Genomic DNA, 26930 nt, shown 5'->3' with positions numbered 1-26930 from the left:
CGCCTGCTCCGCGGGCCGCGCCGCCGAGTGCTCGGCGGAGACCGAGCCGGAACCCGCACCCGAGCCCTCCGCCGCCTCCGTGTCGCTCTCGCCCGCAGGAGCCGGCACCCGGCCACGGGGCGAGGAGGACTGCAGCGCCATCCCCCCGGTCGTACGGAACAGTTCGTCGGCGCCGGGCAGACTCACTCGGCGTGACACCGGGCGAGCACCTCCCTGGCGAGCTGACGATAGGCGGCGGCACCCACCGAGTTCGACGCGTACGTCGTGATCGGCTCACCGGCGACCGTGGTCTCCGGGAAGCGCACGGTACGGCCGATGACGGTGTGGTAGACGTGGTCGTCGAAGGCCTCGACCACACGCGCCAGGACCTCACGGCTGTGCACCGTACGCGAGTCGTACATCGTGGCGAGGATGCCGTCGAGCTCCAGCTCCGGGTTGAGCCGCTCCTGGACCTTCTCGATCGTCTCGGTCAGCAGGGCCACACCGCGCAGCGCGAAGAACTCGCATTCCAGCGGCACGATGACCTTGTGAGCCGCCGTCAGGGCGTTCACGGTCAGCAGGCCGAGCGAGGGCTGACAGTCGATCACGATGTAGTCGTAGTCGTTCATCAGCGGCTTCAGGGCGCGCTGCAGCGTCGACTCGCGGGCCACCTCGCTGACCAACTGCACCTCGGCCGCCGAGAGGTCGATGTTGCTCGGCAGCAGGTCCATGTTGGGCACGGCGGTCTTGAGCAGCACCTCGTCCGCCGACATGCCCCGCTCCATGAGCAGGTTATAGACGGTGAGGTCGAGCTCCATCGGGTTCACACCGAGACCGACCGACAGGGCTCCCTGCGGGTCGAAGTCGACGAGCAGCACCCGCCGTCCGTACTCCGCGAGCGCCGCACCCAGGTTGATGGTCGACGTGGTCTTGCCGACGCCGCCCTTCTGGTTGCACATCGCGATGATCTTCGCGGGTCCGTGATCGGTCAGCGGACCCGGGATCGGGAAGTACGGCAGGGGCCGTCCGGTCGGGCCGATCCGCTCGCGGCGCTGACGGGCAGCGTCGGGTGCGAGGGTGGCCGCGTACTCCGGGTCGGGCTCGTACTCGGCGTCAGGGTCGTAGAAGTGCCCCTCGGGCACCTCGTCGTAGGCGGCGAAGTGGGTGGACTCTCGGCCACTCTCGTTGCCGGCCGTGGCGTTCACGTGTAGGCCGTCCATCATCTTCATCGTGTGGGCTGTCGTCATGGGCTGATGCGTCGCGTTGGTCGCGAAGGTGCGGACAGCGACGGAGCCGACAGGGATTCCTGGCTGTCCGCCCCCGGGAGTAAATGTCGACTCATTCACAAGTCGTCTTACCTCCTTGGATGTGACCAGGAACATTTATCGATAGGTCAGCGTGGCACCATGCCGACGGTTGGCGACTCTATGGCGTGTCACCGCTCCGCAGCAACACAATCCGCCGGACCCGGCCCGATGTGTCGGCAACCGAACACCTCCCTGTCAAGGGTGCACAGCCATGCATCCATACGTTTCGGGGGTGTGCGAAACGGTTAAAGGGTTACGTTCGAGGCGAGTTGCTCCGCGCCCCGGAAGTGGCCGGATGCGCGAGGTTGACGGCGCCGGTTGACGCGACGTCTAAGGAGCTCAGCCCAGGAGGCTCGCCAGCTCGACGTGCTCGAGGCCGTGCGCCTCGGCGACCTCCTTGTAAACCACCTTGCCGTCATGGGTGTTGAGGCCCAGACCGAGGGCGGCGTCGCGGCGCAGCGCCTCGACCCAGCCGTTGTTCGCCAGCGACACGATGTACGGCAGCGTGGCGTTGGTCAGGGCGTAGGTGGAGGTGTTCGGCACCGCACCCGGCATGTTGGCGACGCAGTAGAAGACCGAGTTGTGGACCTGGAAGGTCGGCTCGGCGTGGGTGGTCGGGTGCGAGTCCTCGAAGCAGCCGCCCTGGTCGATCGCAATGTCGACAAGGACACTTCCGGGCTTCATCTTGGCGACGAGCTCGTTGGTGACCAGCTTCGGGGCCTTGGCGCCCGGGATGAGGACGGCGCCGATGACGAGGTCGGCCTCGACGACGGCCTTCTCCAGCTCGAAGGCGTTGGAGACGATCGTCTTCACCTTGGTGCCGAAGATCTTGTCGGCCTCGCGGAGCTTGTTGATGTCGCGGTCGAGGAGGGTCACGTGGAAGCCCATGCCGACGGCGATCTGGGTGGCGTTCCAGCCGGAGACGCCGCCGCCGATGACGACGCACTCGCCGGCGTGGGTGCCGGGGACGCCGCCGGGGAGCACGCCACGGCCGCCGACCGAGCGCATCAGGTGGTAGGCGCCCACCTGCGGGGCCAGACGGCCCGCGACCTCGGACATCGGGGCGAGCAGCGGCAGGGCGCGGTTCGCGGTCTCGACCGTCTCGTAGGCGATGGCGGTGGTGCCGGACTCCAGCAGCGCGTCCGTGCACTCGCGGGAGGCGGCGAGGTGCAGGTACGTGAAGAGGGTCTGGTCCTTGCGGAGGCGGTGGTACTCCTCCGCGATGGGCTCCTTGACCTTCAGGAGCAGGTCGGCCGTGGCCCAGACCTCGTCCGCGGTGGGCAGGATCTGCGCGCCGGCGGAGACGTACTCCTCGTCCGTGATCGAGGAGCCCACACCGGCGTTCTGCTCGACGAAGACCTGGTGGCCGTTACGGACGAGCTCATGGACACCGGCGGGGGTGATGGCCACGCGGAACTCGTTGTTCTTGACCTCGCGGGGGATGCCGACCTTCATCGTCGATCACGGTCCTTGAATCAGGGGAAACGGGGGTGCACTGCGATACATACCCGGATGCACTAAGGCGCATCGGGACAGACCGCGGTCGATCGCGGCGCACCCAGTCTAATGAAGGAGTTCCCCGTGTCTAGCCTTGCAAAGCATTAATCTTCACTGGAAGCACTACGGATTTCGTAGGCGGAAGATACGCCTCCGAGGAGCCTTTCGGCCGCGGACCGGTGCAATCGGGCCGCGGCGGGGTCGCCGAGCCGGTCGAGGGTGTCGGCGAGCCGGAGCTGCAGCGCCGCCTGGAGCCGTACGTCCCTTGCCCGGCGCGCCCACTCGACCGCCTCCTCGCAGGTCCGCAGGGACTCCTCGGGCCGTCCGGCGTACTCCTGGACCCGGGCCGCCTCGCTCAACGCCCGCGCGTGGCCGGGGAGATCCGCGAGGCGCCGGTGGGCCGCGGCGGCGGCGCGCCAGTTCCGCAGGGCCTCGCCGTAGCGGCCCGCGTAGGTCTGGACGGTGCCGAGCCGTGCGTAGAGCCGGGCCTGGTCGGCCCGCTCGTCGCGGGCGAGACGCTGGGCGAGGGCCCGGCCGTACCAGTCACCGGCCCGCTGCCAGTCCCCCAGTTCCTGGTACGAACCTCCTACGGATTCCATCGCCCGACCGATCGCGTACGGGTCGTCGGCGGCCCGCCCGGCGTCCAGGGCGGCCCGGTAGCGGACCAGGGCGTCCCGCGTGCGGCCGGTCCCGGCGTCGAGGTCGGCCATGTTCAACAGGGCCGCGGCCCGCTCCCGGTGCAGTCCGCGCCGCTCGGCCACGTCCAGGACAAGTCGGTGCAGGCCGTAGAGGACGGGCGCCGCGGCCTCGGCACCGCGGTGCGCCGTCTCGGCCCTGACCAGGGCGGCGACGAGCCGGCGGGCCAGGGTGTCGAGCTCTCCGTCGGCGACGGCGAGCCGGGCGGAGGCGAGCAGCACGGGCCGGCGGCTCTCCAGCCATTCGGCGGCGGCGGGCACGCTCGCGAAGCGCAGGGCGCGGGGCAGTCCGGCGAGCTTCTTGCGGGCGGCGGACCCCTCGGGCTCGGTGACCGCGCGGCAGGACTGGAGGAGCCGTACGGTCCGCTCCAGCATCCGGGCACGGGCGAGCTGTACCTCGGCGGGGCGGTCGCGCTCCTCCATCTGTTCGCGCAGAAGGGGGACGAGGTGCCCGGGCACCTCGTACTGACCGTCCTCGCCCTCGGCGGCGAGACCCAGCGCGACGAAACCGGCCAGGGTGCTCGCGGCCGCCGAGACGGAGCAGCCTGCCAGGGCGGAGGCGGTGTGGGCGTCCGCGCGGCCGAGGGGGGCGAGGGAGAGGTATCGCAGTATCCGGGCGGCCGGCGGGGCCAGGGACTCGTGGACCAACTGGAACGCGCGGGAGAGCGGGTCGCCGGAGAGGGCGCGCAGCCGCTTGGCGAGGTCGGCGACGGAGGCCTTGGGGCGGGCGCCGAGCCAGCCGCCGGCGAGGACGACGGCGGCCGGCTGGCCGCCGCACTCCTCGACGAGGGTCTCGGCCGCCTGCGGGTCGACCGTCACACGTACGGAGCCGGTGAAGGCGGTGAGCAGCTCGATCGCCGACTTGGGGTCGAGGCCGCCGAGGGTGCAGGGCCGGACGTCGGGGATTCCGGTGAGCGGTCCCTTGGCGACGGCGACGACGAGCCCGTCGGGGTTGTCGGGGATCAGCGGGTCGACCTGCTCGGCGTCGACGCAGTCGTCGAGGACGAGGACGCTGCGGCGCGAGGCGAGGGCATCGCGGACCAGTTCGGTCAGCTCGTCCTCCCCGGCGCCGGGCGGCTCGGCGACGTCCAGGTCCTGGAGCAGCCCCTGCGCGACGCGAGCGGTGGGGACGGGGTCGCCGCCGGGTTCGGTGAGCCGGGCGCGGAACACCCCGTCGGGGTAGGCGGTGCCGAGCCCCGTGACCAGTTCCTCGGCGAGCCTCGTCCGGCCGGAGCCGGGGCGTCCGGCGATCAGCAGGACGCGCGCGCGTGGGGCCTTGTGGCCGGCGAGCGTGTCGAGTCCGGTCCGTTCGATGTCGGCGCGCAGGGCCTTCAACTCCCGCTGACGGCCGTAGAAGGTCCGCACCCCGCCCGCTGCCACCGCCTGATCCGTCACGGGCCACGCTCCCGTCCACCTGCGCACGAGCCGATCCCGCGGGGGTCTCCGCACGGGCGATCCCGAGCGTAGTTCAGCGCGCGTACCGGACCCGGCGGGGCAGGGCGGACAGTTCCCCCGATCGGATCAGCGGATGTTCATACCGCCCCTCTCCTCGACGCCCGTGTGGGCCTTCGTCCCGCGGGGCTGGGGGTGGCGCCGCCCCCGGTCGGGAGCGGCGTGTCCCCTACGACTCGAAGGGACGCGCAGGCCAAGGCGCGTCCGCCGGGCGCAGGGCCTCGACGCCGTCACCCGCCCGCGCCGCCGCCAGCGAAAGCACACCCACGACCAGACAGTTGTTGTGCAGCCCGCCCGCCAGCGCGCCACGGACCAGGTCCGCGAGCGGGACCCGGGCCAGCTCCATGTCGGCCTCCTCGTCGGACACGTCGAAGCGGTCGCCCCGCGCCTCCGACAGGTCCCGCGCCAGGAAGATCCGTACCGCCTCGTCGCAGCCGCCCGGCGTCGTGTAGACGTCGGTCAGGACCCGCCAGTCCTCGGCCTTGACGTGCGCCTCCTCGTACAGCTCGCGCTGCGCGGCGTGCAGCGGGTTCTCCCCCGGCACGTCGAGGAGGCCGGCCGGGATCTCCCAGAGCTTCTGCCGCACGGGGTGCCGGTACTGCTTCACCAGCAGCACCCTGTCCTGGTCGTCGAGGGCGACGACCGCCACCGAACCGGGGTGGACCTGGTAGTCGCGGCGCGCGACCGTGCCGTCGGGCATGACCACGTCGTCCGTGCGGACACTCGTCTTCTTTCCCTGGAACGGGGTCGTCGTCGCGACGATCCGCCACTCCTCCGGGGTGTCCTGCAACTCCATCTGCGTCCTCCCACACGAACCACATACGAAAGCCGGGGTACCGGCCCGGTGAAGGACCTGTACCCCGGCAACGTTAACTCCTCGTACTACTTGGCCGTCTTGCGCTCGACGGCGGCCTTGACCAGGCCCGCGAAGAGCGGGTGCGGACGCGTCGGACGCGAGCGCAGCTCCGGGTGGGCCTGGGTCGCGACCAGGTACGGGTGCACCTCGCGCGGGTACTCGACGTACTCGACGAGCTTGTTGTCCGGGGAGGTTCCGGAGAAGACCAGACCGGCCTTCTTCTCCAGCTCGGCGCGGTACGCGTTGTTGACCTCGTAGCGGTGGCGGTGGCGCTCCTCGACGTACGGCTGGTCGTCGTAGACCTCGCGGACGATCGAGCCCTCGGCGAGCTTCGCCGGGTAGAGGCCGAGGCGCATCGTTCCGCCCAGGTCGCCCGCGCCCTCGACGTACGCGAGCTGCTCCTCCATCGTCGAGACGACGGGGTGGGCGGTCGCGGCGTCGAACTCGGTGGAGTTGGCCTCCGGGATGTCGGCCAGGTTGCGCGCGGCCTCGATCACGATGCACTGCAGGCCCAGACAGATGCCGAGCAGCGGCACCTTGTTCTCACGGGCGTACTGGATCGCGCCGATCTTGCCGTTGACACCACGGTCGCCGAAGCCGCCCGGGACCAGGATGGCGTCGACGTCACCGAGCTGCTTCTTCGCACCGGCCGGGGTCTTGCAGTCGTCGGAGGTGACCCACTTGACCTTGACCCGCGCCTTGTTGGCGAAGCCGCCGGCGCGCATGGCCTCGGTGATCGAGAGGTACGCGTCGGGCAGGTCGATGTACTTGCCGACGAGAGCGACAGTGACCTCGTGCTCCGGGTTGTGGACGCGGTCCAGCAGGTCGTCCCACGTCGTCCAGTCCACGTCGCGGAACGGCAGGTCGAGCTTGCGCACGACGTAGGCGTCCAGGCCCTCGGTGTGCAGGACCTTCGGGATGTCGTAGATCGACTTGGCGTCGATGGCGGCCACGACGGCGGCCTCGTCGACGTCGCACATCAGCGAGATCTTGCGCTTGATGGCCGTGGGGACCTCGCGGTCGGCGCGCAGCACGATGGCGTCCGGCTGGATACCGATGTTGCGCAGCGCGGCGACGGAGTGCTGGGTCGGCTTGGTCTTCAGCTCACCGGAGGGTCCGATGTAGGGGAGCAGCGAGATGTGCACGACGAAGACGTTGTCGCGGCCGACCTCGTGGCGGACCTGTCGGACGGTCTCCAGGAACGGCAGCGACTCGATGTCGCCGACCGTGCCGCCGACCTCGGTGATGACCACGTCGACGTCGTCGGTCGCCATGCGGCGGATCCGCGACTTGATCTCGTTGGTGATGTGCGGGATGACCTGGACGGTGTCGCCGAGGTACTCGCCGCGCCGCTCCTTCGCGATGACCTGCGAGTAGACCTGGCCGGTGGTGACGTTGGCCGAGCCGTCGAGGTCGACGTCGAGGAAGCGCTCGTAGTGGCCGATGTCCAGGTCGGTCTCGGCACCGTCGTTGGTGACGAAGACCTCGCCGTGCTGGAACGGGTTCATCGTGCCGGGGTCGACGTTCAGGTACGGGTCGAGCTTCTGCATCGTGACCCGCAGGCCCCGCGCCTTGAGGAGCGCACCCAGGCTGGAGGCGGTCAGGCCCTTGCCGAGGGAGGAGGCGACACCCCCGGTGACGAAGATGTGCTTGGTCGTCGTGGTTTTGGGCGGCATCGCCAAGAGGGGGCTCCCGTGGTCGCGTTCTGGAGGTGCGTTCCGGCGTGCCCTCCGGAAGAATCGGGGGGTGCCGTCGCTGCGGTTGCGGGGGCTCGGCTGTCGCCGTTTCCCACCGGTCCACGGGGTACCAGGGTATCAGCGACATCGGGAGACTGCTTCCGGCCACACGGGGCAGTCGAGTGCACACGGATGGCGACGCAGCCCCCCGGGTGCGCCTCGCGGCGCCGGATCCTCACGGCGTCAAGCCCTGCTCACCCGATCGGAGCCACGACGTGACGAGAACGCAACCCGATGCGTCGTATCCTGCTCGGACACTCGCCGCCGAGCGTCAACGATCAGTTGACCGCCGACCTGACCGCTGACCTGTAGCAAGCGCCCTGCGGGGCGGACGTGGCCGTTCGATCTGGAGAGAGCACGTGGCCGGGCGCATCGAGGATTACGCACTCATCGGAGACATGCAGACCGCCGCCCTGGTCTGCCGGGACGGCAGTGTCGACTGGCTCTGCCTGCCCCGCTTCGACTCGCATGCCGTCTTCGCGGGGCTCCTCGGCACGGAGGAGCACGGATTCTGGCGGGTCGGCCCCGCCGGCCCCGAGGGCGCTCCCCCGCCGCCCGCCGACCGCCGGCGCTACCGCGGCGACTCGCTCATCCTCGAGTCCGAGTGGGACACCCCGCGCGGAACGGTCCGGGTGACCGACTTCATGCCCCCGCGTGACGGCGCGCCGCAGCTGATCCGGATCGTGGAGGGCGTCTCGGGCCGGGTGCCGATGCACTCCGCGCTGCGGATGCGGTTCAGCTACGGACGGGTCGTGCCGTGGGTGCACAAGGTCGGGGACCGTACGGTCGCCGTCGCGGGCCCCGACTCGGTGTGGCTCGATACGGACACCGAGACGCACGGCCAGGACCTCACGACGTACTCGGACTTCACCGTCACGCCGGGCGACCGGATCACCTTCACCATCAGCTGGCAGCCCTCGCACAAGGAGGCGCCCGCCCTGCCGGACCCGGAGGGCTCGCTGGAGGCCACCGAGGACTTCTGGCGGGAGTGGGTGGAGCACTGCACGTACCACGGCCCGTACCGCGAGGCCGTGGTCCGCTCGCTGATCACGCTGAAGGCGCTGACCTACGCGCCGACGGGCGGGATCGTCGCCGCGCCGACCACCTCCCTGCCGGAGGAGATCGGCGGCGTACGGAACTGGGACTACCGCTACACCTGGCTCCGCGACGCGGCGATCACGCTGTCGTCGATGCTGCGCACCGGCTACCGCGAGGAGGCCCGCGCCTGGCGGGACTGGCTGCTCAGGGCGGTCGCGGGCGACCCGGAGAACCTGCAGATCATGTACGGGATCGCGGGCGAGCGCGAGCTCGGCGAGGCCGAGCTGGACTGGCTGCCGGGATACGAGAACTCCGGCCCGGTGCGGGTCGGCAACGGAGCGGCCAACCAGCTCCAGCTGGACGTGTACGGCGAGGTCACCGAGGCCCTGCACCTGGCGCACATGACGGGGCTCTCCCGCAACGACTACGCCTCGCTCCTCCAGCTCAAGCTGATCCGCTACCTGGAGACGCACTGGGACCAGCCCGACGAGGGCATCTGGGAGGTGCGCGGACCACGCCGGCACTTCGTGCACTCCAAGGTGATGGCCTGGGTGGCGGTCGACCGCACGATCAAGCTCATCGAGTCCGGGGACGCCGACGGCCCGCTGGAGCGCTGGCGCGAGCTGCGCGACGAGATCCACCGGGACGTGTGCGAGAAGGGCTACGACAAGGAGCGGAACACGTTCACGCAGTCGTACGGCTCCAAGGAGCTGGACGCCTCGCTGCTGCTCATCCCACAGATGGGCTTCCTCCCGCCGGACGACAAGCGGGTCATCGGCACGATCGAGGCGATCCAGCGGGAGCTGTCCACCGAGGACGGCTTCGTACTGCGCTATCCGACCGCGGGCGAGGACGCCGGAGTGGACGGCCTGGAGGGCGACGAGGGCGCCTTCCTGGCGTGCTCGTTCTGGCTCGCCGACGACCTGGCGATGATCGGGCGAGTGGACGAGGCCCGCAAGCTCTTCGAGCGGCTGCTGGCGCTCCGCAACGACCTGGGGCTGCTCGCCGAGGAGTGGGACTCGCGGCTGCAGCGGCAGGTGGGGAACTTCCCGCAGGCCTTCAGCCACGTCCCGCTGATCGACACGGCACTGCGGCTGACGGCGAGCGGCGCGTACGGCGGCTGAAGCCCGCGGGCCGTTGAGGCGCGGGGCGCCGGCCGTTGAGGCGCGGGGCGCGGCGCTCCGGAATACGCTGAAAGGGTCCTGTCCCCCTCTCGGAAAGGGGGGCTCCCCATGGCTCCCCCGATCAGCGTCCCGCCGACCGCGCTCACCGGACTCCGTGAGGATCTGGCGGGCGAGGTGTACGTCCCCGGCGATCCCGGCTACGACGAGGCACGGACGATCCACAACGGCATGATCGACCGGCGTCCCGCCGTCATCGCCCAGTGCGCGACCACGGAGGACGTCTCCAACGCCGTCCTCTTCGGCCGGGAGACCGGGCTGCCCATCGCCGTGCGCGGCGGCGGGCACAGCGTCGCCGGAACCTCCGTGGTGGACGACGGACTCGTGATCGATCTGCGCCGGATGCACACGGTCGTCGCCGACCCCGAGCACATGACGGTACGGGTCGGGGGCGGGGCGACCATGAGCCATCTGGACCACGCGACCCAGCCCTTCCACCTGGCCACGACCGGCGGCCGGGTCTCCACCACGGGCGTGGGCGGCTTCACGCTGGGCGGCGGATCGGGCTGGCTGGAGCGGAAGTTCGGCCTCGCCTGCGACAACCTCCTCGCGGCGGAGCTGGTCACCGCCGAGGGGAAGCACGTGCACGCGGACGCGGAGACGAACCCGGAGCTGTTCTGGGCGCTGCACGGCGGCGGCGGGAACTTCGGTGTGGCGACCTCGCTCACCCTGCGGCTGCACGAGCTGCCGGAGATGAGCTTCGCGATGCTGTTCTTCCTGCCCGAGTCGGCGCCCGAGGTGGTGCGCACCTTCCGGGACCTGGCGGACCGCGCCCCGGACGAGGCCGGGGGCGGCATCATCTACTTCCCCGCGCCGCCCGAGCCGTTCATCCCCGAGCACCTCGTCGGCGAGCTGGTGTGCGCTGCGCTGATCTCGTACGCCGGTCCCGTCGCCGAGGTCCGTGACCTCGCGGCGCCCCTGTTCGCCCTGAAGCCCGTGGTCGAGATGGTCACGGATATTCCGTACGTGGACTTCCAGTGCATGATCGACGATCCGCCGGGGCTGCGGAACTACTGGTCGGCGGAGTACCTGCACGCCCTTCCGGACGACGCCGTGGACGCCTTCTGCGCGCGGGGGGCGCTGATCCCCGCCCCGACCGCCACCCAGCACGTCCTGTTCATGATGGGCGGCGCCGTGGCGGCCGGTCCGGCCGACTATCCGATCCCGTGGCGCTCGGCGCCCTGGGTCGTCCACCCGTTCGCGACCTGGGAGGACCCGGCCGACGACGAGCGGGCGATCCAGTGGGTGCGGGATGTCCGGGCCGACGCGCGGCCGTGGTCGACCGGGGACGTGTACCTGAACTTCATCGGCGCCGAGGGCGACGCGCGGGTCGTCGCGGGCTTCGGCGCCGAAAACTACCGCAGGCTCGCCGCCGTGAAGGCCGTGTACGACCCCGACAACGTCTTCCGCTTCAACCACAACATCACCCCGGCCGCCGCCTGATTCTCACCGGAGCACGTCGGTCACCTCCCGCGCCGCCCGCTCGCACTCGGTGGCTCTGCGGCCCCTCTTGCGTGACGTACGCCACAATCGACATGCGGCCGCACAATTGGCCCGATGAAGCGACGAGTTGTCGACGGTACGGACGAAGTGTCGGGTCCCGTGACCGGCGGGTGATGTCGCCGGAACATGGACGGAGGTAGCGTCCGGCTCCATGGACAATCAGGGCGGGATCACCGTGCAGCGGGCGCTGGAGCTGCCCGGGCTCCGCAGCGGCCTCCCGGAGGTGGTCGCGGGTGCGGACCGGTTGAACCGGACCGTGCGCTGGGTGCACGCGGGCGAGGTCCCGAACATCGCCTCGCTGCTCAAGGGCGGTGAGCTGCTGCTCACGACCGGGCTCGGCCTCGGTGCCCGCCCGGCGGAGCAGCGCGCGTTCGTACGGCGGCTCGCGGACCGGGGCATCGCGGCCCTGGTGGTGGAGCTGGGGCCGAGGTTCTCGCGGCTGCCGGCGACGATCGTGGAGACGGCGCGCTCGGCGGGCCTGCCGCTGGTGCAGCTGCACCGCGAGGTGCCGTTCGTGGCCGTCACGGAGGAGATCCACACCGAGATCGTCAACGGCCACTACGCGCTGCTGCGGCAGGCGGAAGAGGTCCACCGGCAGTGCACGGAGGCGCTGCTCGGCGGGGGCGGGGTGCCGCAGGTGCTGCGGATCCTCGCCGACTTCACGGCGAACCCGGTCTTCCTGGAGACGGCGGACGGGCAGCTGCTGTACGCCGCCGGTACGGAGTCGGGCCCGGCGGACCCGCTCCAGGTGTGGGACGGGCTGCGGGGCCAGCGGGCGGCACGGGAGTCGGGGCCGCCGACGGGCGCCGTGCTCGTGGACGTGCCCGGCGGCGGACCCGGTACGGGATCGGTCCGCGCCCGCCTCGTGCTGCTCGCGGTCTCCGGCCCGCTCGCCCCGGTGCACCGGATGGCGGCCGAGCGGGCGGCGGGAATCCTGGCGGTCGTGCTGATGCAGGCCCGCCAGGAGGAGGAGCTGGCGGCGCGGGGCAGGGGCGACTTCCTGACGGACCTGGCGGAGGGCCGGATCACGGCGGAGGACGCGCCGGCGCAGGCGCGGGTGCTGGGCTTCCGCCCGGGGGACGGCCCGCTGCTGCCCGTGGTCATGCGCCTCGCCCCCGAACTCTCCCCCTCGGGCAACTGGGCGCTGCTCGCGCGGGCGGTCCTGGAGGAGCTGTCGTCGGTCGGCGTTCCGGTGCTGCTCGGCGTGCGGCCCGTGGAGGGTCGTGTGCCCCTGCTGCTCGGTCTGCGCTCGGAGTCGGAGCGGACGGCTGTGGCGGACCGGGTCGCGGCGGCGCTGCGCGCGGGCGTGGAACGGGCGGGCCTCGCGGGGTCGGCCCCGGGCGGAGCCTGGGCGAGGGCCGGGGCGCAGCCGCCGGTGGTCGTGGTGGGCGTGGCGGGCGGCTGGGCGGCGGCAGCGGCGTCCTTGCGGCACGTGGGCGAGACGGCGACGGCGGCGCAGGGCCTCTCCGACCGCCCCTGGTACGACGCGCGGCGGCTCGACATCGACCTGCTGCTGTGGCGCCTGCGCGACCATCCGGACCTCGCGGCCTTCGTCGACCGTGCGATCGGCCCCCTGCGGGACCACGACCGCGCCGCCCGCCCGCCGCTGCTCCCGACCCTGGAGACCTACCTGGCCCACGCGGGCCGCAAGGCGGAGACGGCCCGCGAACTCCACCTCAACCGCCAGACGCTCTACAACCGCCTGGCCCGCATCTCCGAACTCCTCGGCACGGACCTGGACGACCCGCAGACGGTCCTGGCGCTGTCGCTCGCGCTCCGGGCGCGCCGGCACACCCCGTAGAACGGGACGCCGGGCGGCCAGGACGGACGGGATGGGACGGGACCGGACGGACCAGACGGACGGGCGGTACGGACGGACCAGACGGACGGGCGGTACGGACGGACCAGACGGACGGGCGGTAGACGAACCAGACCAGACGGACCGGACCGGACCGGCCAGACGGACCGGACAGACCAGATGTGACGGACCGGACGGGACGTTCAGGGGCGGCCGGACAGCTCGTCGTACACGCTCAGGACGTGCGCGATCGTCTCGTCCTCCGTGGGCCAGGTCCTCGCCTGCGTTCTGCCCGCCGCCGCCAGGTCCATGCGGCGGTCGGCGTCCTCCAGCAGCCCCCGTACGGCGGCGGCCAGCGCACCCGCGTCCCCCCACGGCACCAACTCGGCCGCATCCCCGACGAGTTCGGGCACACCGCCGACCGCGGTGGCCACCAGCGGCACGCCGAGCCGCAGCGCCTCCTGTGCCAGCAGGGCGCGCGCCTCCCACCGCGACGGGAGGACCGCCACGTCGGCGGCGGCGAGCAGCTCCGCCACGTCCTCGCGGCGGCCGATCAGCCGGACTCCGAGGCCCTCCGCCTCGATCCGCCGCTGGAGCGCGGCCCGTTCGCGCCCCTCGCCCGCGATCACCAGCAGGGGCTGCGGTTCCATGTCCCGCCACTCCCGTGCCGCGTCCAGGAGGAGCCCGTACCCACGCTCGGGCACGAGGGCGCCAACGGCCATCAACAACGGCCGGTCCACCGCTCCCAGTTCGGCCCGCGCCTTGCCGTCGTGCAGACAGACCGGGGCCCGTGAGGCGGGCACGGTCACGGGGGCGAGCCGCGCGTCGCGCGCGCCACGGCGCCGCGCCCGGTCGACCAGCTCGGACGAGGTCCCGAGGACGACGGCGGACGCCCGCACCGTCGTCCGTTCGAGCAGCCGCAGCAGCCGGCCCCGGGCCCCGTCCACATGGGTGCGGGTGTGCCAGGTCGTCACGAGCGCCGGGGCACGGACCGGGCCCGACAGCGCGAGCGTCGCCCGTACGGAGGCGTGCAGGCCGTGCGCGTGCACGACGTCGGCGCCGATGCAGGCGTTACGGAGCTGAGCGACCGTCGCGGGGTCGTTGCGGCGCGGCACGGGCACGAAGTGCGCGCCGGCGCCGATGAAGTCGTAGGCGCGGTCGAGTTCGGCCGGGGCGCACACGGTCACCCGCACGCCTCTCGCCACCAGCCCCGAGGCAAGTGATCGGACGTGAGCGCTGCTGCCCGCGCTGCCGCCGCCCAGCACTTGGACCGTACGGAGCTGTGTCACGCGCCCAAGGATGCCAGCCCGTACGCACGTTCCGGCACCGAAGCCCCGTCGTCACCGTGTCCAAGGCCCCAACTCGTCACGCGCTATCACTCACATGGGTGAACGTGCGAGGGTGCTGACCTGGTCTCCGAACGCCGCCGCGGCGATGAGCCCGGCCGCGTGGACGGCGAGTCCGAACCGCCCGTTCCCGGCTGCGATGGCACTGCCGACCGCGGCGCCGAGCGCGTGGGCGCCGGTGTCGCCGAGCATCGTGCGCTCACCGAGGTCGTCGGTGAGGACGGCGATCGCGGCACCCATGGGAGCTGCGGCGAGCGAGCCGCGCACCAGCCCGGGGGCGGCGAGCCCCAGCACCGTCAACCCGGCACGCCCTGGCGCCACATCCACGAGGTTGACGAAGTGGGCGGTGCCGGCGATGACGACGCCCGCGAGGACCTTGTCGACGGGCCGCTCCTTGAGCATCGCCCCGGCCACGAGCCCGGCCGCGCCGATCCCGATGAGCTTCACGGTCCCGCTGGTGACCTCTCCCTCGCGCAGGGCCCCGAGGTGCGCCCGGAGACCCCGTCGGTGGTCGCCCTTGACGTCGTCGTACGCCCCGCAGGCCCCGGCGGCGAGCACGGCGAAGGCGGCCGGCCCTCCCCCTGCCTCCGACCGGGGGGACCCCCGTCTCGCTGCGCTCCCGACCGCCACGGCCGCGCCGAGGGCGGTGGCGGGACCGGCGTACAGGTCGACGCTCCGCCCGGCGTGGTTCTCCCGCCGCCACCGCGGGTCGTCCCGCCGCCGCAGCACCCCGTACACGGCCCGCGCGACCCCCGCGGCCACGACGAACGCCCCCACCCTGCCCGAAGTCCCGATCATGCCCCCACCCTAGGCAGTTGCCCCACGCGCCGGGGAGGCGCCCCGGGGCCGCCACCCGGGGAGGCACCCCGGAGCAGCACATACCGCGCCCGTCACGCTCGCTCGTCCGAGACCGGGCAAAGGGCGCGCGCCGCACCGGTCGACTGGAGCCGGACAGGGACGGGCGCGCTCGCCACGTCGCATCGCCCCCCGCCGCCGGAGGCCTCCGGCAGGCCGGGCCCGGCCCCTCGGACACCGAGCCGCGCCGTCAACGACCCGCCGACGCCGCCGAGGCACCGTCCCCCTGCCGCCCGTGCCGCCGAGGCACCGTCGTCTGGCCGCCCGTCCACCAGGCCGCCGGGCGACACGGCCGCACGGCCGTCGGCGGTCGCGCCGCCGAGGGCGCGCCCACCGCCGTGCCGCGGCGCACTCAGCCGTCCGCTCGGGCCGTTGCCAGGAGTTCCTCCGCGTGGGCGCGGGCCGTCTCCGAGTCCTCCTGGCCCGCCAGCATCCGCGACAGCTCGCGGACCCGGTCCTCGCCCTCCAGGACCGTCACGCCGGAGCGGGTCACCGAGCCGTCGTTCGTCTTCTCCACCAGCAGCTGGCGGTCGGCGAACGCCGCCACCTGCGGCAGGTGGGTGACCACCACGACCTGCGCCGTCCTGGCGAGCTTCGCCAGCCGGCGGCCGATCTCCACGGCCGCCTTGCCGCCGACGCCCGCGTCGACCTCGTCGAAGAGATACGTCGGCACCGGGTCCGTACCCGCGAAGACGACCTCGACCGCCAGCATCACCCGGGACAGCTCACCACCGGACGCGCCCTTGGCGATCGGCCGCGGCGGCGCGCCCGGGTGCGGGGCGAGCAGCAGCTCGACCTCGTCGGCACCGGACGGCGAGTACGCGACCCGGCGCCCGCCGACCTCGACGCCTTCCGGGTCCTCGGTCTGGCTGATCGCGAACGACACGCGCGCGTGGGGCATCGCGAGCGAGGCCAGCTCGGCGGTGACCGCGTCGGCGAACCGCGCCGCCGCCTCCGTACGCGCATCGGTGAGCGCCTGCGCGAGCACCGAGAGTTCGGCCCGCAGCGCGTCCCGCTCGGCCGTCAGTTCGCCGATCCGGTCGTCGTCGCCCTCCAGCTCCGTGAGCCGGGCCGCGCTCTCCTGCGCCCACGCCAGAACGGCCGCGACGTCCTCGCCGTACTTCCGGGTGAGCTGGGTCAGCGCCGCCCGCCGCTCCTCCACCGCCGCGAGGCGGCGCGGGTCGGCGTCCAGGTTGTCGGCGTACCCGGCGAGCTCCCCCGCCACGTCGGCGAGCAGGATGGAGATCTCGCCCATCCGGTCGGCGAGCGCGGCGAGCGCCGGGTCGTGCGACCGTACGGCTTCGAGCGCGCGCCCCGCCCCGGCGACGAGGGTCGTGGCGTCGACGGCCTCCGGGTCCTCGGGCTGTCCGGCCAGCGCCGCGTGCGCGAGCGCGGCGGCCGAGGCGAGGGCCTCGGCGTGCCCGAGGCGCTCCGCCTCCGCGGCCAGCTCGAGGTCCTCCCCGGGCAGCGGTTCGACGGCCTCGATCTCACCGAGCCCGAAACGCAGCAGATCGGCCTCCTGGGCCCGCTCCCGCGCCCGGGTCGTGATCTCGTCCAGCTCGGCGACGACGGCCCGCAGCCGCCGGTACGCCTCTCCGTAAGCGGCAAGCGGTACGGCGACGGCCTCGCCCGCGTAGCGGTCGAGCGCGCCGCGCTGCCGGGCGGGCTTGAGCAGGCCCTGCTGGTCGGTCTGGCCGTGCACGGCGACGAGTTCGTCCGCGAGCTCGGCCAGCAGGCCGACGGGCACGGAGCGCCCGCCGAGGTGGGCGCGCGAGCGGCCCTCGGCCGAGACCGTCCGGCTGACGAGCAGCGTGCCGTCGTCCAGCTCCGCGCCCGCCTCCTCGGCGCACGCGGCGACGCCCGAGCCGTCGGGCAGCGTGATCCGCCCCTCGACCACGGCGGAGCCCGCGCCGATCCGCACCAGGGCGGGGTCGGCGCGCCCGCCGAGCAGCAGCCCCAGGCTGGTCACGACCATGGTCTTGCCGGCGCCGGTCTCGCCGGTCACCGCGGTGAAACCGGGCGACAGCTCGACAACAGCGTCGTCGATGACCCCGAGCGACCGTATCCGCATCTCCTCCAACACGGGGAAGACCTTACGAGGTCCGGCCCCGCCTGTGCGACGGCCCCTGCCGGAACGTGGCGAACCCGCAGGTCGGGAACGCGGCTGTCACCCGTGGGGGTGGGCGGCCCCGGCCTCGTGCCGGGGCGCCGGGTCCCCGGCCGTCGCCCTGGGCCCTGTCGTCGAAGTCTCGCCTGGCCCGCGACGCCCGGCACCGCACCTCGCCGCGTTGTCGGAGCGCCCGAGTACGTCCAGTGGTCGGGCACCCCTCCGCCTTGCGATGCACGGCACCGGACGCCGCGGGCCCTACCGGCGCCACTTCGACGACAGGGCCTAGTGGGGTGCCCCGCGCCACCCCGAGACCGGGAGGGCGAACTTCGCCACCAGACGGTCCGTGAAGGAGGCGTGGTGCAGCCGGGCGAGCCGTACCGGAACGGCGCCGCGCCGGACCTCGACCCGTGCGCCCGCCGGGAGTTCGACCGTACGGCGGCCGTCGCACCACAGCACGCCGTTCGGCGTGTGCGGTTCCACCTCCACCGCGAGCACCGACTCGGGCGTCGTCACGAGCGGCTTGGCGAACAGCGCGTGCGCCCCGATCGGGACCATGAGCAGCGCCTCGACCTCGGGCCAGATCACGGGTCCGCCGGCCGAGAAGGCGTACGCCGTCGAGCCCGTCGGAGTCGCGCAGATCACCCCGTCGCAGCCGAACCCGGTGACCGGACGGCCGTCGATCGCGAGCACGACCTCCAGCATCCGTTCCGGGGAGACCTTCTGCACGGCCGCCTCGTTCAGCGCCCAGTCGCGGTGCAGCACGTCGCCGTTCTCGTACACGACCACGTCGAGGGTCATCCGCTCCTCGACCTCGTACGCGCGCGTGACGACCCGGTCGACGACCTTGTCGAGGTCGTCGCGCTCGGCCTCCGCGAGGAAGCCGACCCGGCCCAGGTTGACGCCGAGCATCGGCACGCCGGAAGCCCGCGAGAACTCCGAGCCGCGCAGCAGCGTCCCGTCGCCGCCGAGGACGACGAGCAGCTCGCAGCCCTCCAGCGCGTCGGTGCAGGCCTCCGGCACGGTCTCCACGGACGGCGGCAGCGGCAGGTCGGCCGCCTCCGCCTCCAGGACGCGGACGCCGATGCCGTTCCGCAGGAGCCCGAGTACGACGAGTTCGGCGCTGCGCACGGCGGCCGGCCGGCCGGTGTGCGCGAGCAGGAAGACAGTACGGCTACCAGGTGGTGCGGTCGTTGAGTTCAACGAGGTCCCTCCGCCACGGCGCGGTCGACATCCGCCGGATCCAGCGCGGGCGCCCCTGCCCGCAGCCACAGAAAGTACTCGACGTTGCCGGAGGGGCCGGGCAGCGGGCTCGCCGTCACGCCCAGCACCCCGAGCCCGAGCCCGGCCGCCTGGCGCGCCACGTTCCGCACGGTGTCGGCCCGGAGCTCGGGGCTGCGGACGACGCCGCCCGTGCCGAGACGCTCCTTGCCCACCTCGAACTGCGGTTTCACCATGAGCACGAGGTCCGCGTCGGGGGCCGTGCAGCGCACGAGGGCGGGCAGCACGAGGCCGAGGGGGATGAAGGAGAGGTCGCCGACGACGAGGTCGACGGGGGTGCCGTCGATGGCGTCGAGGGTCAACTCGCGTACGTTCGTCCGGTCTTTCACGGTGACCCGCTCGTCGCTCTGGAGCGACCAGGCGAGCTGTCCGTAGCCGACGTCCACGGCGACGACGTGCGCGGCGCCCGCCCGCAGCAGGACGTCCGTGAACCCGCCGGTCGACGCGCCCGCGTCCAGCGCCCGCCGGCCCTCGACCGTCAGTCCCTGCGGTACGAAGGCGGCGAAGGCACCGGCCAGCTTGTGGCCGCCGCGCGAGACGTAGTCGGGGTCGGCGTCGTCCTGGGCGACGAGGATGGCCGCGGCCGTCTCCACCTGGGTGGCGGGTTTGGTCGCGACCGTCTTGCCGACGGTCACCCGCCCGGCGGCGATCAGCTGGCTGGCGTGCTCGCGCGAGCGGGCGAGCTTGCGGCGTACCAGCTCGGCGTCCAGACGGCGGCGTGCCACTCCTGCCACGTTCGGTTCAGCTCCTGTGGTTGTACGACGGGGTTCTACGGCTGGTTGTACGGCTGGTTGTACGGAGACGGCGACGGGACCGTTCACGGTCCGGGTGCCGGTCCGGGTGCCGGTCCGGGGCGGACGGCGTCGAGCGAGGTCAGCTCGTCGCGCAGCCCACGGTGTACATCCTCGTACACCTCCAGGTGTCCGTCCGCCGCGAGGTGGTCGGCGTCGCCGAGCCGCTCCAGGAGGGCGTCCACGGCGGGACGGCCGGTGGGGACGCGCTGCACGCCGAGGGGCGCGGGCGCGGCGGGTTCGAAAGCCGCTGCCTCCCCGGTCCCCGGCGCCGCCTGCGCGGCCGGGACCGATGCCGGGCCTGCGCCCGAGGCCGGGACCGCGCCCTCGTCCGGGGCCGGCGTCGCATCCGTCACGTCGTTCATCCCCCGACGCTATCGCGAAGCCCTGGGGTACGGTCGATCACGATGGCCACGATCGAGGAGTGCCGCAGCGCACTCGACAGACTTTCGGACAGTCTCGCGCGCGCGGACGGCGAGATCCGCAGCGCCGCCGCGCTCGACCGCAGCCTGAGCTGCCACATCACCGACCTGGACACGACGTTCACCGGTCGCCTGGCGGGCGGCCGGGTCGAGGTCCGGGACACGGTGCCGGGCCCGCCGCCCGCCAAGGCGCAGATCCGCCTGGCGATGACAGGCGACGACCTGGTGGCGATGGTGGGAGGCGAGCTGAACTTCGCGAAGGCGTGGGCCTCCGGCCGGGTCAGGCTGGAGGCCGGCTTCCGCGATCTGCTGAAGCTGCGCTCACTTCTGTAGCGCGGGCTCCCGCTTCTCCGCCCGCGCCTTCCGGCCCGCCGGCACGACCAGCGGCGTGCCCGTCTCCGGGTCCTCGATGACCTGGCAGCGCAGCCCGAAGACCCGCTCGACGAGCTCGGCCGTCACGACCTCGGCAGGCGGCCCCTCCGCGACCACCTCGCCGCCGCGCACGGCGATGAGGTGGGTGGCGTACCGGGCCGCGTGGTTGAGGTCGTGGAGGACGGCGACGAGGGTCCGGCCCTGCGCCTCGTGCAGTTCGGCGCAGAGGTCGAGGACGTCGATCTGGTGCTGGATGTCCAGGAAGGTCGTGGGCTCGTCGAGGAGCAGCAGCGGGGTCTGCTGTGCGAGCGCCATCGCGATCCACACCCGCTGGCGCTGGCCGCCGGACAGCTCGTCGACGTACCGCTCGGCCAGCTCCGCGACGCCGGTCGCGGCCATGGACTCCTGGACGATCCGCTCGTCCTCCGGCGACCACTGACGCAGCAGCCCCTGGTGCGGGTAGCGCCCGCGGGCCACGAGGTCGGCGACCGTGATGCCGTCGGGGGCGACGGAGGACTGGGGCAGCAGACCGAGGGTCTTGGCCACCTTCTTGGCCGGCAGTCTGTGGATGCTCTGCCCGTCGAGGAGCACCCGGCCCTCGGAGGGCTTGAGCATCCGGGACAGGGCCCGCAGCAAGGTCGACTTGCCGCAGGCGTTGGGGCCGACGATGACCGTGAACGAGTTGTCGGGGATCTCGACGGACAGGTCGCGGGCGATGACCCGCTGGTCGTAGGCGAGGGTGACCGATTCCGCGCCGAGCCGCTGGGTCTGGCGGTCCATGGAGGTGCTCCTGTTGTTCTTCTCGTTGGAATCCGTCATATCCGTCCGGCCTTGCGCTCGGTGACGAGCAGCCACAGCAGATAGCAGCCGCCGAGCACCCCGGTGACGACGCCCACCGGCAGCTGTCGGTCGCCGAAGGCGTTGGTCGCGGTCCAGTCGGCGACGAGCAGCAGTACCGAGCCCATGAGGGCGGAGGCGGCGAGGTTCGGGCCGGGCGAGCGGGTCAGCCGGCGCGCGAGCTGCGGGGCGCTGAGGGAGACGAAGACGATGGGTCCGGCCGCTGCGGTGGCCACGGCGACGAGCAGCACGGCGGAGGCCATCAGCACGATGCGGGTCCGCTCCACCCGCACCCCGAGGGCGTACGCGGCGTCGTCGCCCATCTCCAGCATCCGCAGCGCCCGGCCGTGGCCCAGGACCAGCGGGATCAGGACGCAGCAGACGGCGAAGAGCGGCCAGAACTGCGCCCAGTCCCGCCCGTCGAGCGAACCCGTCATCCAGACGGTTGCGCGGGTGGCGTCGACGAGGTTGGCCTTGGTGATCAGGTAGTGGATGACGGCCGTGAGCATCGCGGCCGCTCCGATGCCCACGAGGACGAGCCGGTAGCCGTGGATACCGCGCTTCCAGGCGAGCAGGTAGATCGCGGTGCCCGTCAGCAGGGCGCCGACGACGGCGCCGCCCGCCGCGGCCATCGCGCTGCCCTGGAAGAGGACGATGACGGCCAGCGCGCCGACCGTGGCGCCCTGGCCGAAGCCGATGACATCGGGGCTGCCGAGCGGGTTGCGGGAGATGGACTGGAAGACCGCGCCACCGACGCCGAGCGCGGCGCCGACGAAGACGGCGACGAGGACGCGCGGGAGCCGCAGGTCCATGACGGCGAACTCCTGCACGGCGGTCCCGTCACCGAGGAGGGTGGCGACGACGTCACCGGGGGCGATGGGGAAGTCTCCGCTGCCGATGAGCACGACGGCGGCCGCGAGGGCGAGGGCGAGCAGCCCGACCAGGGAGAGGGCGGCGCGGGGCGCGTAGCGCAGGGAGAGCCCGGCGCCGGTCCGAAGCGTCTTGGCGGTCACAGCTGGGCCATCCTCTTGCGGCGGACGAGGCGGATGAAGACGGGCCCGCCGATCAGCGCGGTCACGATGCCGACCTGTAGCTCCGCGGGGCGGGCGACGAGCCGGCCGACCACGTCGGAGCCGAGCAGCAGGACGGGCGAGAGGACGGCCGCGTACGGGAGGATCCAGCGCATGTCGGGGCCGGTGATGGCGCGTACGAGGTACGGGACCATCAGGCCGAGGAACACGATCGGCCCGCAGGCGGCGGTCGCGGCGCCGCACATCAGCGTGACCGCGGCCATCGCGAGGACGCGGGTGCGGTTGAGGTCGGCGCCGAGCGCGCGGGCGGTGTCGTCGCCCAGCTCCATGGCGTTGAGCGGCCGGGCGATGAGCAGGGCGAGGACGACGCCGGCGAGGATGAACGGCGCCACGCGGCGCACGGTCTCCATGTCGGCGGAGGCGAGCGAGCCGACGGTCCAGAAGCGGAGCCGGTCGAGCGCGGCCGAGTTCAGCAGCTGGACGGCGTTGACGTAGCCGTAGAGCGCGGCGGTGGCGGCCGTTCCGGCGAGCGCGAGGCGCACGGGCGTCGAGCTGCGGCTGCCGCCGAGGACGTACACGACGACGGAGACGACGGCCGCGCCGGCGAACGCGAACCAGATGTAGTCGCCGACGTCCGAGATCCCGAGGAAGGCGATCGCGGAGACGACGGCCGCGGCCGCGCCGGCGTTGACGCCCAGGAGCCCCGGCTCGGCGAGCGGGTTACGGGTGAGGCCCTGCATCACGGCCCCCGAGAGGCCGAGGGCGACGCCGACGAGCAGCCCGAGGAGGGTCCGGGGGACGCGGACGTCATGGACGATGACGTCGTTCCCGACACCGGTGTTCTGGAACAACCCGTGCCACACGTCGCCGAGCGGCACCGGTTTGGCGCCGATCATGACACTCAGGACACAGACCAGCAGCAGGACTCCGACGGCCGCGACCAACCCGACGGCGCGCACGGAACGGCGGCGCGTCGGCTTCTGGTCGGGGCCGGTCGGATCCGCGCTCGCTCGGGAGGGACTCTCGACCAACACGGCAGTTAGGTTAGCCTACCCTGCTATCGATGTTCGATCCCCGTCCGCAGGTCAGAACCCCGGTACGCAGCCCGTCACAGCTCCAACCGGGCCAGTGCCTTCCCCGCGTCCAACCCGCAGGCACCCGCCCCGGCGTCCGTCCACGCCGCCGCGCACAGCGCCCGCACCCCGTCCAGGGCGGACCCCTCGCCGTCGAGGACGAGCTCACCACCGCGCGCCTCGGCCGACCAGCCACCGCACACGAAGCCCCCGTGCGCCCCGACCACCTGCGGCTGCCCCGTCAACAGCCCCCGCAGATCCGCGTCCACGTACGTCGGCCGGTGCTCCGGAACCGCGGCGAGCAGCTGCGCCACGTCCGTCACCCCCGTCAGCACGAGCAGCGAGTCCACGCCCCCGTTGAACGCCCCCTCGATGTCCGTGTCCAGCCGGTCCCCGACCACCAGCGGCCGCTCCGCCCCCGTCCGCAGCACCGTCTCGCGGTGCATCGGCGGCAACGGCTTCCCCGCCACCGTAGGCTCCACCACACCGCCCGTGACGATCCGTACGACCTCCACCGCCGCCCCGTTCCCCGGCCCGAGCCCCCGCGCCCCCGGAATCGTCAGGTCCGTGTTCGAGGCGTACCACGGCACGCCCCGCGCCACCGCGTAGCCCGCCTCCGCGAACCGCGCCCACGGCATCTCCGGCCCGCCGTACCCCTGCACCACGGCCGCGAGACCGTCCACGTCCGCCGACTCCACCGGCTCCAGGCCCCGCTCGCGCAGCGCCACCCGGAGCCCCTCCCCTCCGACCACCAACACCGGTGACCCTGCGGGCACTTCGTCGGCGATCAGCCGAGCCACCGCCTGCGCCGACGTGACGACGTCCGTCGCCTCCGCCGGAACGCCCAGCTCGGTCAGATGCGCGGCCACCGCGTCCGGGGTCCTCAGCGCGTTGTTGGTGACGTACGCGAGGTGCATCCCACCGGAGCGGGCCGCCCCCAGCGCGTCCACGGCGTGGGCGATCGCCTCCCCGCCCGCGTACACCACACCGTCCAGATCCAGCAGCGCCGTGTCGTACGCCTCGCACAGCGCCCGCTCGATACCGGAAGGCCGGTCCCTGACCTCCCGCGAACCATGCCGCAGCCCAGGCTCCCGGCCCCGTTCCGAGCCCCGCCGCACGCCCTGACCGCCCCGGCCGCCGTCACCCATGACCTCGTACTCCTCACGTCTCGACCGTCCCGACTCCCCCGATCATCGCTCATTGCCACCGCGCACTTACGATTGCGCAATGATGAGCAGAGGTCCTGCGGCCAATGACGGTCTGCACCTGGTCCCGTTCCGGGGACTCCGCTATGTCCCCGAGCGGGTCGGCAGCCTGGCCGCCGTGACCTCACCGCCGTACGACGTCGTCGTACGGCCCGACGGGCTGCACCACCTCGAGTCCGCCGACCCCCACAACATCGTGCGGCTGATCCTGCCTCAGGCCATCACCGCGGGCACCCGCCACCGCAAGGCCGCCGTCACCCTCGACCGCTGGCTCGCCGAAGGCGTCCTCGCGCCGGACCCCGAGCCCGCTCTGTACGTGTACGAGCAGAGCGGCGACGGCATCCTGCAGCGGGGCATCATCGGCGCCCTGGAACTCTCCACCCCGGCCGAGGGGATCGTGCTCCCCCACGAGGACGTCATGCCGCACGTCGTCGAGGACCGCGCCGCGCTGATGCGGACGACCGCGGCCAACCTGGAGCCGCTGCTCCTCACCTACCGGGGCAACGGCAACGGGACGGCCGAGGTCATCGAGCGCACCGTCCACCGCGAGCCCCTGCTCGCCACCACCACCGAGGACGGCTTCCACCACCGCCTCTGGGCGATCACGGACCCCGACGAACTCGCCACGGTCTCCACGGGTCTCGCCGAGCACCAGGCGCTGATCGCCGACGGCCACCACCGCTGGGCGACGTACCTCCGCCTCCGCGAGGAGCACGCCCAGCCCAGCCCGTGGAACTACGGCCTGGTGCTGCTCATCGACACAGCCCGCTATCCCCTCAGGGTCCGCGCCATCCACCGGCTGCTCAACCGCCTCCCCGTCGGCGACGCCCTCACCGCCCTCGGCGACGGCTTCCGCGTCCGCCGCGTCGAGGGCACCCTGACGACGGCCATGGAGGCCCTGGCGACCGCCACCTCCGACGGCAACGCCTTCCTCCTCGCCGGAGACGGCACCTTCCACCTCGTGGACCGGCCTGACCCGGAACTCCTCGCCCGGACGGTCCCGGCCGACCGCCCGGAGGCCTGGCGCACCCTGGACGCCACGGTCCTGCACGCCACGCTCCTCGACCACCTCTGGCACATCCCGGACGACCCGGAGGAGATCGCCTACATCCACGACACCGAGGCCGCCGTGGCGCAGGCGGAACGCCGTGGTGGCACGGCGGTGCTCATGCATCCGGTACGGGAGGACGTCGTACGGGACCTGGCCCGGCAGGGCGTCACCATGCCCCGCAAGTCGACGTCCTTCGGGCCGAAGCCGGCGACGGGCCTGGTGCTCAGAAGCCTGGCGCTGGGCTGAGCACATGAGGAAGGGCGGCGCCCCGACAGGGGTGCCGCCCTTCCTCATGTGCCTGACGGCGTCGGCGCTTACGCCCGGTCGTCCAGCTCCTCGTCGTCCTCGTCGTCGATCTGGTCCGCCTCGTCGACGGCGACCGTCTCGTCGGACTCCTCGGACTCCTCGGACTCCTCGGACTCCTCGGTCTCGTCGGTCTCGTCGGTCTCGTCCAGCTCGTCGATGGCGTCCACGAACTCGACACCGTCCAGCTCGGCGAGACGGTCGGAGGCGTCCGTGGCCCCGTCCTTGTCCGACTCCGCCGTCTTGGCGAACCACTCACGCGCCTCGTCCTCGCGCCCGGCTGCGAGCAGCGCGTCGGCGTAGGCGTACCGCAGGCGAGCGGTCCACGGGTGGACGGCGGTGGACGCGAGCTCGGGGCTCTGGAGGGTCACGATGGCGGCGTCGAGCTGCCCCATGTCGCGACGGGCGCCGGCGGCGACGAGACGCATCTCGACCTGCCCGGCCTTGTCCAGCTTCTGCACCTCGGGCTCACCGGCCATGGCGAGCGCCCGCTCGGGCCGGCCCATGCCGCGCTCGCAGTCGGCCATCACGGGCCAGAGCTCGACACCACCGGTCATCCGCCGCGCGGCCCGGAACTCGGCCAGCGCCTCGGAGTACTTCTGGGTCGCGTACGCGGCGAAACCGGCGGCCTCGCGGACGGCGGCGACACGCGAGGCGAGCCGCAGGGCGATACGGGAGTACGCGTACGCCTGCTCCGGGTCCTCGTCGATCAGGTTGGCGACCATGACGAGGTTACGGGCGACGTCCTCGGCGAGCCCCTTGGGCAGGCTCATGAGCTCCTGGCGCACGTCCGCGTCGATCTCGTCACCCGTGACGTCGTCCGGGATCGGCAGCCGCTTGATGGGCGCGCGGTCCGGCCGGTCCCGGTCGCGGTCGTCGCGACGGCCGTAGCCACCCCGGTCGTCGCGACCGCGGTAGCCGCCACCGCGGCTGTCGTCACGACGGTCGTCACGACGGAAGCCACCACCGCGGCTGTCGTCACGACGGTCGTCACGACGGAAGCCACCACCGCGGCTGTCGTCCCGACGGGGCCCACGGGGGCGGTCATCGCGACGGAAACCGCCTTCACGGCGGTCGTCACGGGGACGCTCGTCGCGCCGGTCGTCACGGCGGTACGACGGACGGTCGTCACGACGGTCGTCACGCGGCCGGTCATCACGACGGAACCCACCGCCACCGCGGTTGTCATCACGACGGTCGTCACGGGGACGGTC

The 26930-nt window shown here is 72.8% G+C and carries 21 protein-coding genes and 1 pseudogene; 5 read left to right on the top strand and 17 right to left on the bottom strand.

Going from position 1 to position 26930, the window contains the following annotated elements:
* The 6 genes and pseudogenes from ACFUJR_RS32915 to ACFUJR_RS32890 all read right to left on the bottom strand — a co-directional run.
* A pseudogene (locus ACFUJR_RS32915) lies at nt 1-198 on the bottom strand (hypothetical protein); the annotation flags it as partial.
* Nucleotides 183-1226, bottom strand: a complete 1044-nt coding sequence (locus ACFUJR_RS32910) for a ParA family protein (RefSeq protein WP_229818740.1) — start codon at nt 1224-1226, stop codon at nt 183-185. The pseudogene ACFUJR_RS32915 and the gene ACFUJR_RS32910, both read right to left, overlap by 16 nt.
* A gap of 399 nt (nt 1227-1625) precedes the next feature.
* Nucleotides 1626-2741: an alanine dehydrogenase gene (ald, locus tag ACFUJR_RS32905; protein ID WP_352191660.1), complete on the bottom strand. Its 1116-nt coding sequence runs from the start codon at nt 2739-2741 to the stop codon at nt 1626-1628.
* Nucleotides 2742-2887: 146 nt separating this feature from the next.
* Nucleotides 2888-4873, bottom strand: coding sequence for a tetratricopeptide repeat protein (locus ACFUJR_RS32900; protein WP_383172787.1), 1986 nt, complete (start codon nt 4871-4873; stop codon nt 2888-2890).
* Nucleotides 4874-5099: 226 nt separating this feature from the next.
* On the bottom strand, nt 5100-5726 hold the full coding sequence (locus ACFUJR_RS32895; protein ID WP_383172785.1) for an NUDIX domain-containing protein: 627 nt from the start codon (nt 5724-5726) through the stop codon (nt 5100-5102).
* A gap of 86 nt (nt 5727-5812) precedes the next feature.
* Nucleotides 5813-7462, bottom strand: a complete 1650-nt coding sequence (locus ACFUJR_RS32890) for a CTP synthase (protein WP_383172783.1) — start codon at nt 7460-7462, stop codon at nt 5813-5815.
* A 419-nt stretch (nt 7463-7881) separates the two neighbouring features.
* Here ACFUJR_RS32890 and ACFUJR_RS32885 point away from each other — a divergent pair, with 419 nt between their 5' ends.
* From ACFUJR_RS32885 to ACFUJR_RS32875, 3 genes are all read left to right on the top strand, one after another.
* A complete protein-coding gene (locus tag ACFUJR_RS32885; protein ID WP_383172781.1) occupies nt 7882-9684 on the top strand; it encodes a glycoside hydrolase family 15 protein in 1803 nt (600 codons plus the stop codon).
* A 108-nt stretch (nt 9685-9792) separates the two neighbouring features.
* Nucleotides 9793-11184: an FAD-binding oxidoreductase gene (locus ACFUJR_RS32880; RefSeq protein WP_383172779.1), complete on the top strand. Its 1392-nt coding sequence runs from the start codon at nt 9793-9795 to the stop codon at nt 11182-11184.
* 211 nt (nt 11185-11395) lie between these two features.
* A complete protein-coding gene (locus ACFUJR_RS32875; protein WP_383172777.1) occupies nt 11396-13045 on the top strand; it encodes a PucR family transcriptional regulator in 1650 nt (549 codons plus the stop codon).
* 200 nt (nt 13046-13245) lie between these two features.
* Here the strand turns inward: ACFUJR_RS32875 and ACFUJR_RS32870 are convergent, their stop codons facing one another.
* From ACFUJR_RS32870 to ACFUJR_RS32845, 6 genes are all read right to left on the bottom strand, one after another.
* On the bottom strand, nt 13246-14331 hold the full coding sequence (locus ACFUJR_RS32870; RefSeq protein ID WP_383172775.1) for a glycosyltransferase family 4 protein: 1086 nt from the start codon (nt 14329-14331) through the stop codon (nt 13246-13248).
* A gap of 90 nt (nt 14332-14421) precedes the next feature.
* Nucleotides 14422-15186 (bottom strand): hypothetical protein, encoded by a 765-nt coding sequence (locus tag ACFUJR_RS32865; protein WP_383172773.1) that lies wholly within the window; start codon nt 15184-15186, stop codon nt 14422-14424.
* A 409-nt stretch (nt 15187-15595) separates the two neighbouring features.
* On the bottom strand, nt 15596-17314 hold the full coding sequence (gene recN / locus ACFUJR_RS32860) for a DNA repair protein RecN (RefSeq protein ID WP_383451019.1): 1719 nt from the start codon (nt 17312-17314) through the stop codon (nt 15596-15598).
* A gap of 321 nt (nt 17315-17635) precedes the next feature.
* The gene (locus tag ACFUJR_RS32855) at nt 17636-18553 is read right to left on the bottom strand and encodes an NAD kinase (RefSeq protein WP_383172771.1); all 918 of its coding nucleotides are present in this window, start codon (nt 18551-18553) and stop codon (nt 17636-17638) included.
* Nucleotides 18550-19365 carry a TlyA family RNA methyltransferase gene (locus ACFUJR_RS32850; RefSeq protein ID WP_383172769.1) on the bottom strand — a complete coding sequence of 272 codons (816 nt, stop codon included), beginning with the start codon at nt 19363-19365 and terminating at the stop codon, nt 18550-18552. Before ACFUJR_RS32850 ends, ACFUJR_RS32855 begins: the two co-directional genes overlap by 4 nt.
* An 83-nt stretch (nt 19366-19448) precedes the next feature.
* Entirely contained in the window at nt 19449-19787 is a 339-nt protein-coding gene (locus tag ACFUJR_RS32845) for a hypothetical protein (RefSeq protein WP_383172767.1), read from the bottom strand.
* Between the two features lie 42 nt (nt 19788-19829).
* Here ACFUJR_RS32845 and ACFUJR_RS32840 point away from each other — a divergent pair, with 42 nt between their 5' ends.
* Entirely contained in the window at nt 19830-20177 is a 348-nt protein-coding gene (locus tag ACFUJR_RS32840) for an SCP2 sterol-binding domain-containing protein (protein ID WP_383172765.1), read from the top strand.
* On the opposite strand, the gene ACFUJR_RS32835 is transcribed toward ACFUJR_RS32840, so the two are convergent.
* The 4 genes from ACFUJR_RS32835 to ACFUJR_RS32820 all read right to left on the bottom strand — a co-directional run bounded on the left by ACFUJR_RS32835 (nt 20166) and on the right by ACFUJR_RS32820 (nt 24305).
* Nucleotides 20166-20996 (bottom strand): ABC transporter ATP-binding protein, encoded by an 831-nt coding sequence (locus tag ACFUJR_RS32835; protein ID WP_383172763.1) that lies wholly within the window; start codon nt 20994-20996, stop codon nt 20166-20168. The genes ACFUJR_RS32840 and ACFUJR_RS32835 overlap by 12 nt on opposite strands.
* A 35-nt stretch (nt 20997-21031) precedes the next feature.
* Complete coding sequence (locus ACFUJR_RS32830; protein WP_383172761.1) at nt 21032-22066, bottom strand: FecCD family ABC transporter permease; 1035 nt, start codon at nt 22064-22066, stop codon at nt 21032-21034.
* The gene (locus ACFUJR_RS32825; protein WP_383172759.1) at nt 22063-23118 is read right to left on the bottom strand and encodes an iron chelate uptake ABC transporter family permease subunit; all 1056 of its coding nucleotides are present in this window, start codon (nt 23116-23118) and stop codon (nt 22063-22065) included. The genes ACFUJR_RS32830 and ACFUJR_RS32825 overlap by 4 nt, the downstream gene beginning before the upstream one ends.
* A 74-nt stretch (nt 23119-23192) precedes the next feature.
* Complete coding sequence (locus ACFUJR_RS32820; RefSeq protein ID WP_383172757.1) at nt 23193-24305, bottom strand: HAD hydrolase-like protein; 1113 nt, start codon at nt 24303-24305, stop codon at nt 23193-23195.
* 79 nt (nt 24306-24384) lie between these two features.
* On the opposite strand from ACFUJR_RS32820, the gene ACFUJR_RS32815 reads away from it, so the two are divergent.
* Nucleotides 24385-25659 carry a DUF1015 domain-containing protein gene (locus ACFUJR_RS32815; RefSeq protein WP_383172756.1) on the top strand — a complete coding sequence of 425 codons (1275 nt, stop codon included), beginning with the start codon at nt 24385-24387 and terminating at the stop codon, nt 25657-25659.
* Nucleotides 25660-25727: 68 nt separating this feature from the next.
* On the opposite strand, the gene ACFUJR_RS32810 is transcribed toward ACFUJR_RS32815, so the two are convergent.
* On the bottom strand, nt 25728-26504 hold the full coding sequence (locus ACFUJR_RS32810) for a tetratricopeptide repeat protein (protein WP_383181766.1): 777 nt from the start codon (nt 26502-26504) through the stop codon (nt 25728-25730).
* Between the last annotated feature and the right edge of the window lie 426 nt (nt 26505-26930).

It is taken from the genome of Streptomyces sp. NPDC057271, from assembly GCF_042668715.1.
In the GTDB taxonomy this organism is placed as follows: domain Bacteria; phylum Actinomycetota; class Actinomycetes; order Streptomycetales; family Streptomycetaceae; genus Streptomyces.
Note: the sequence above shows the minus strand (reverse complement) of the source record. Positions and strands in the feature narration are given on the sequence as shown.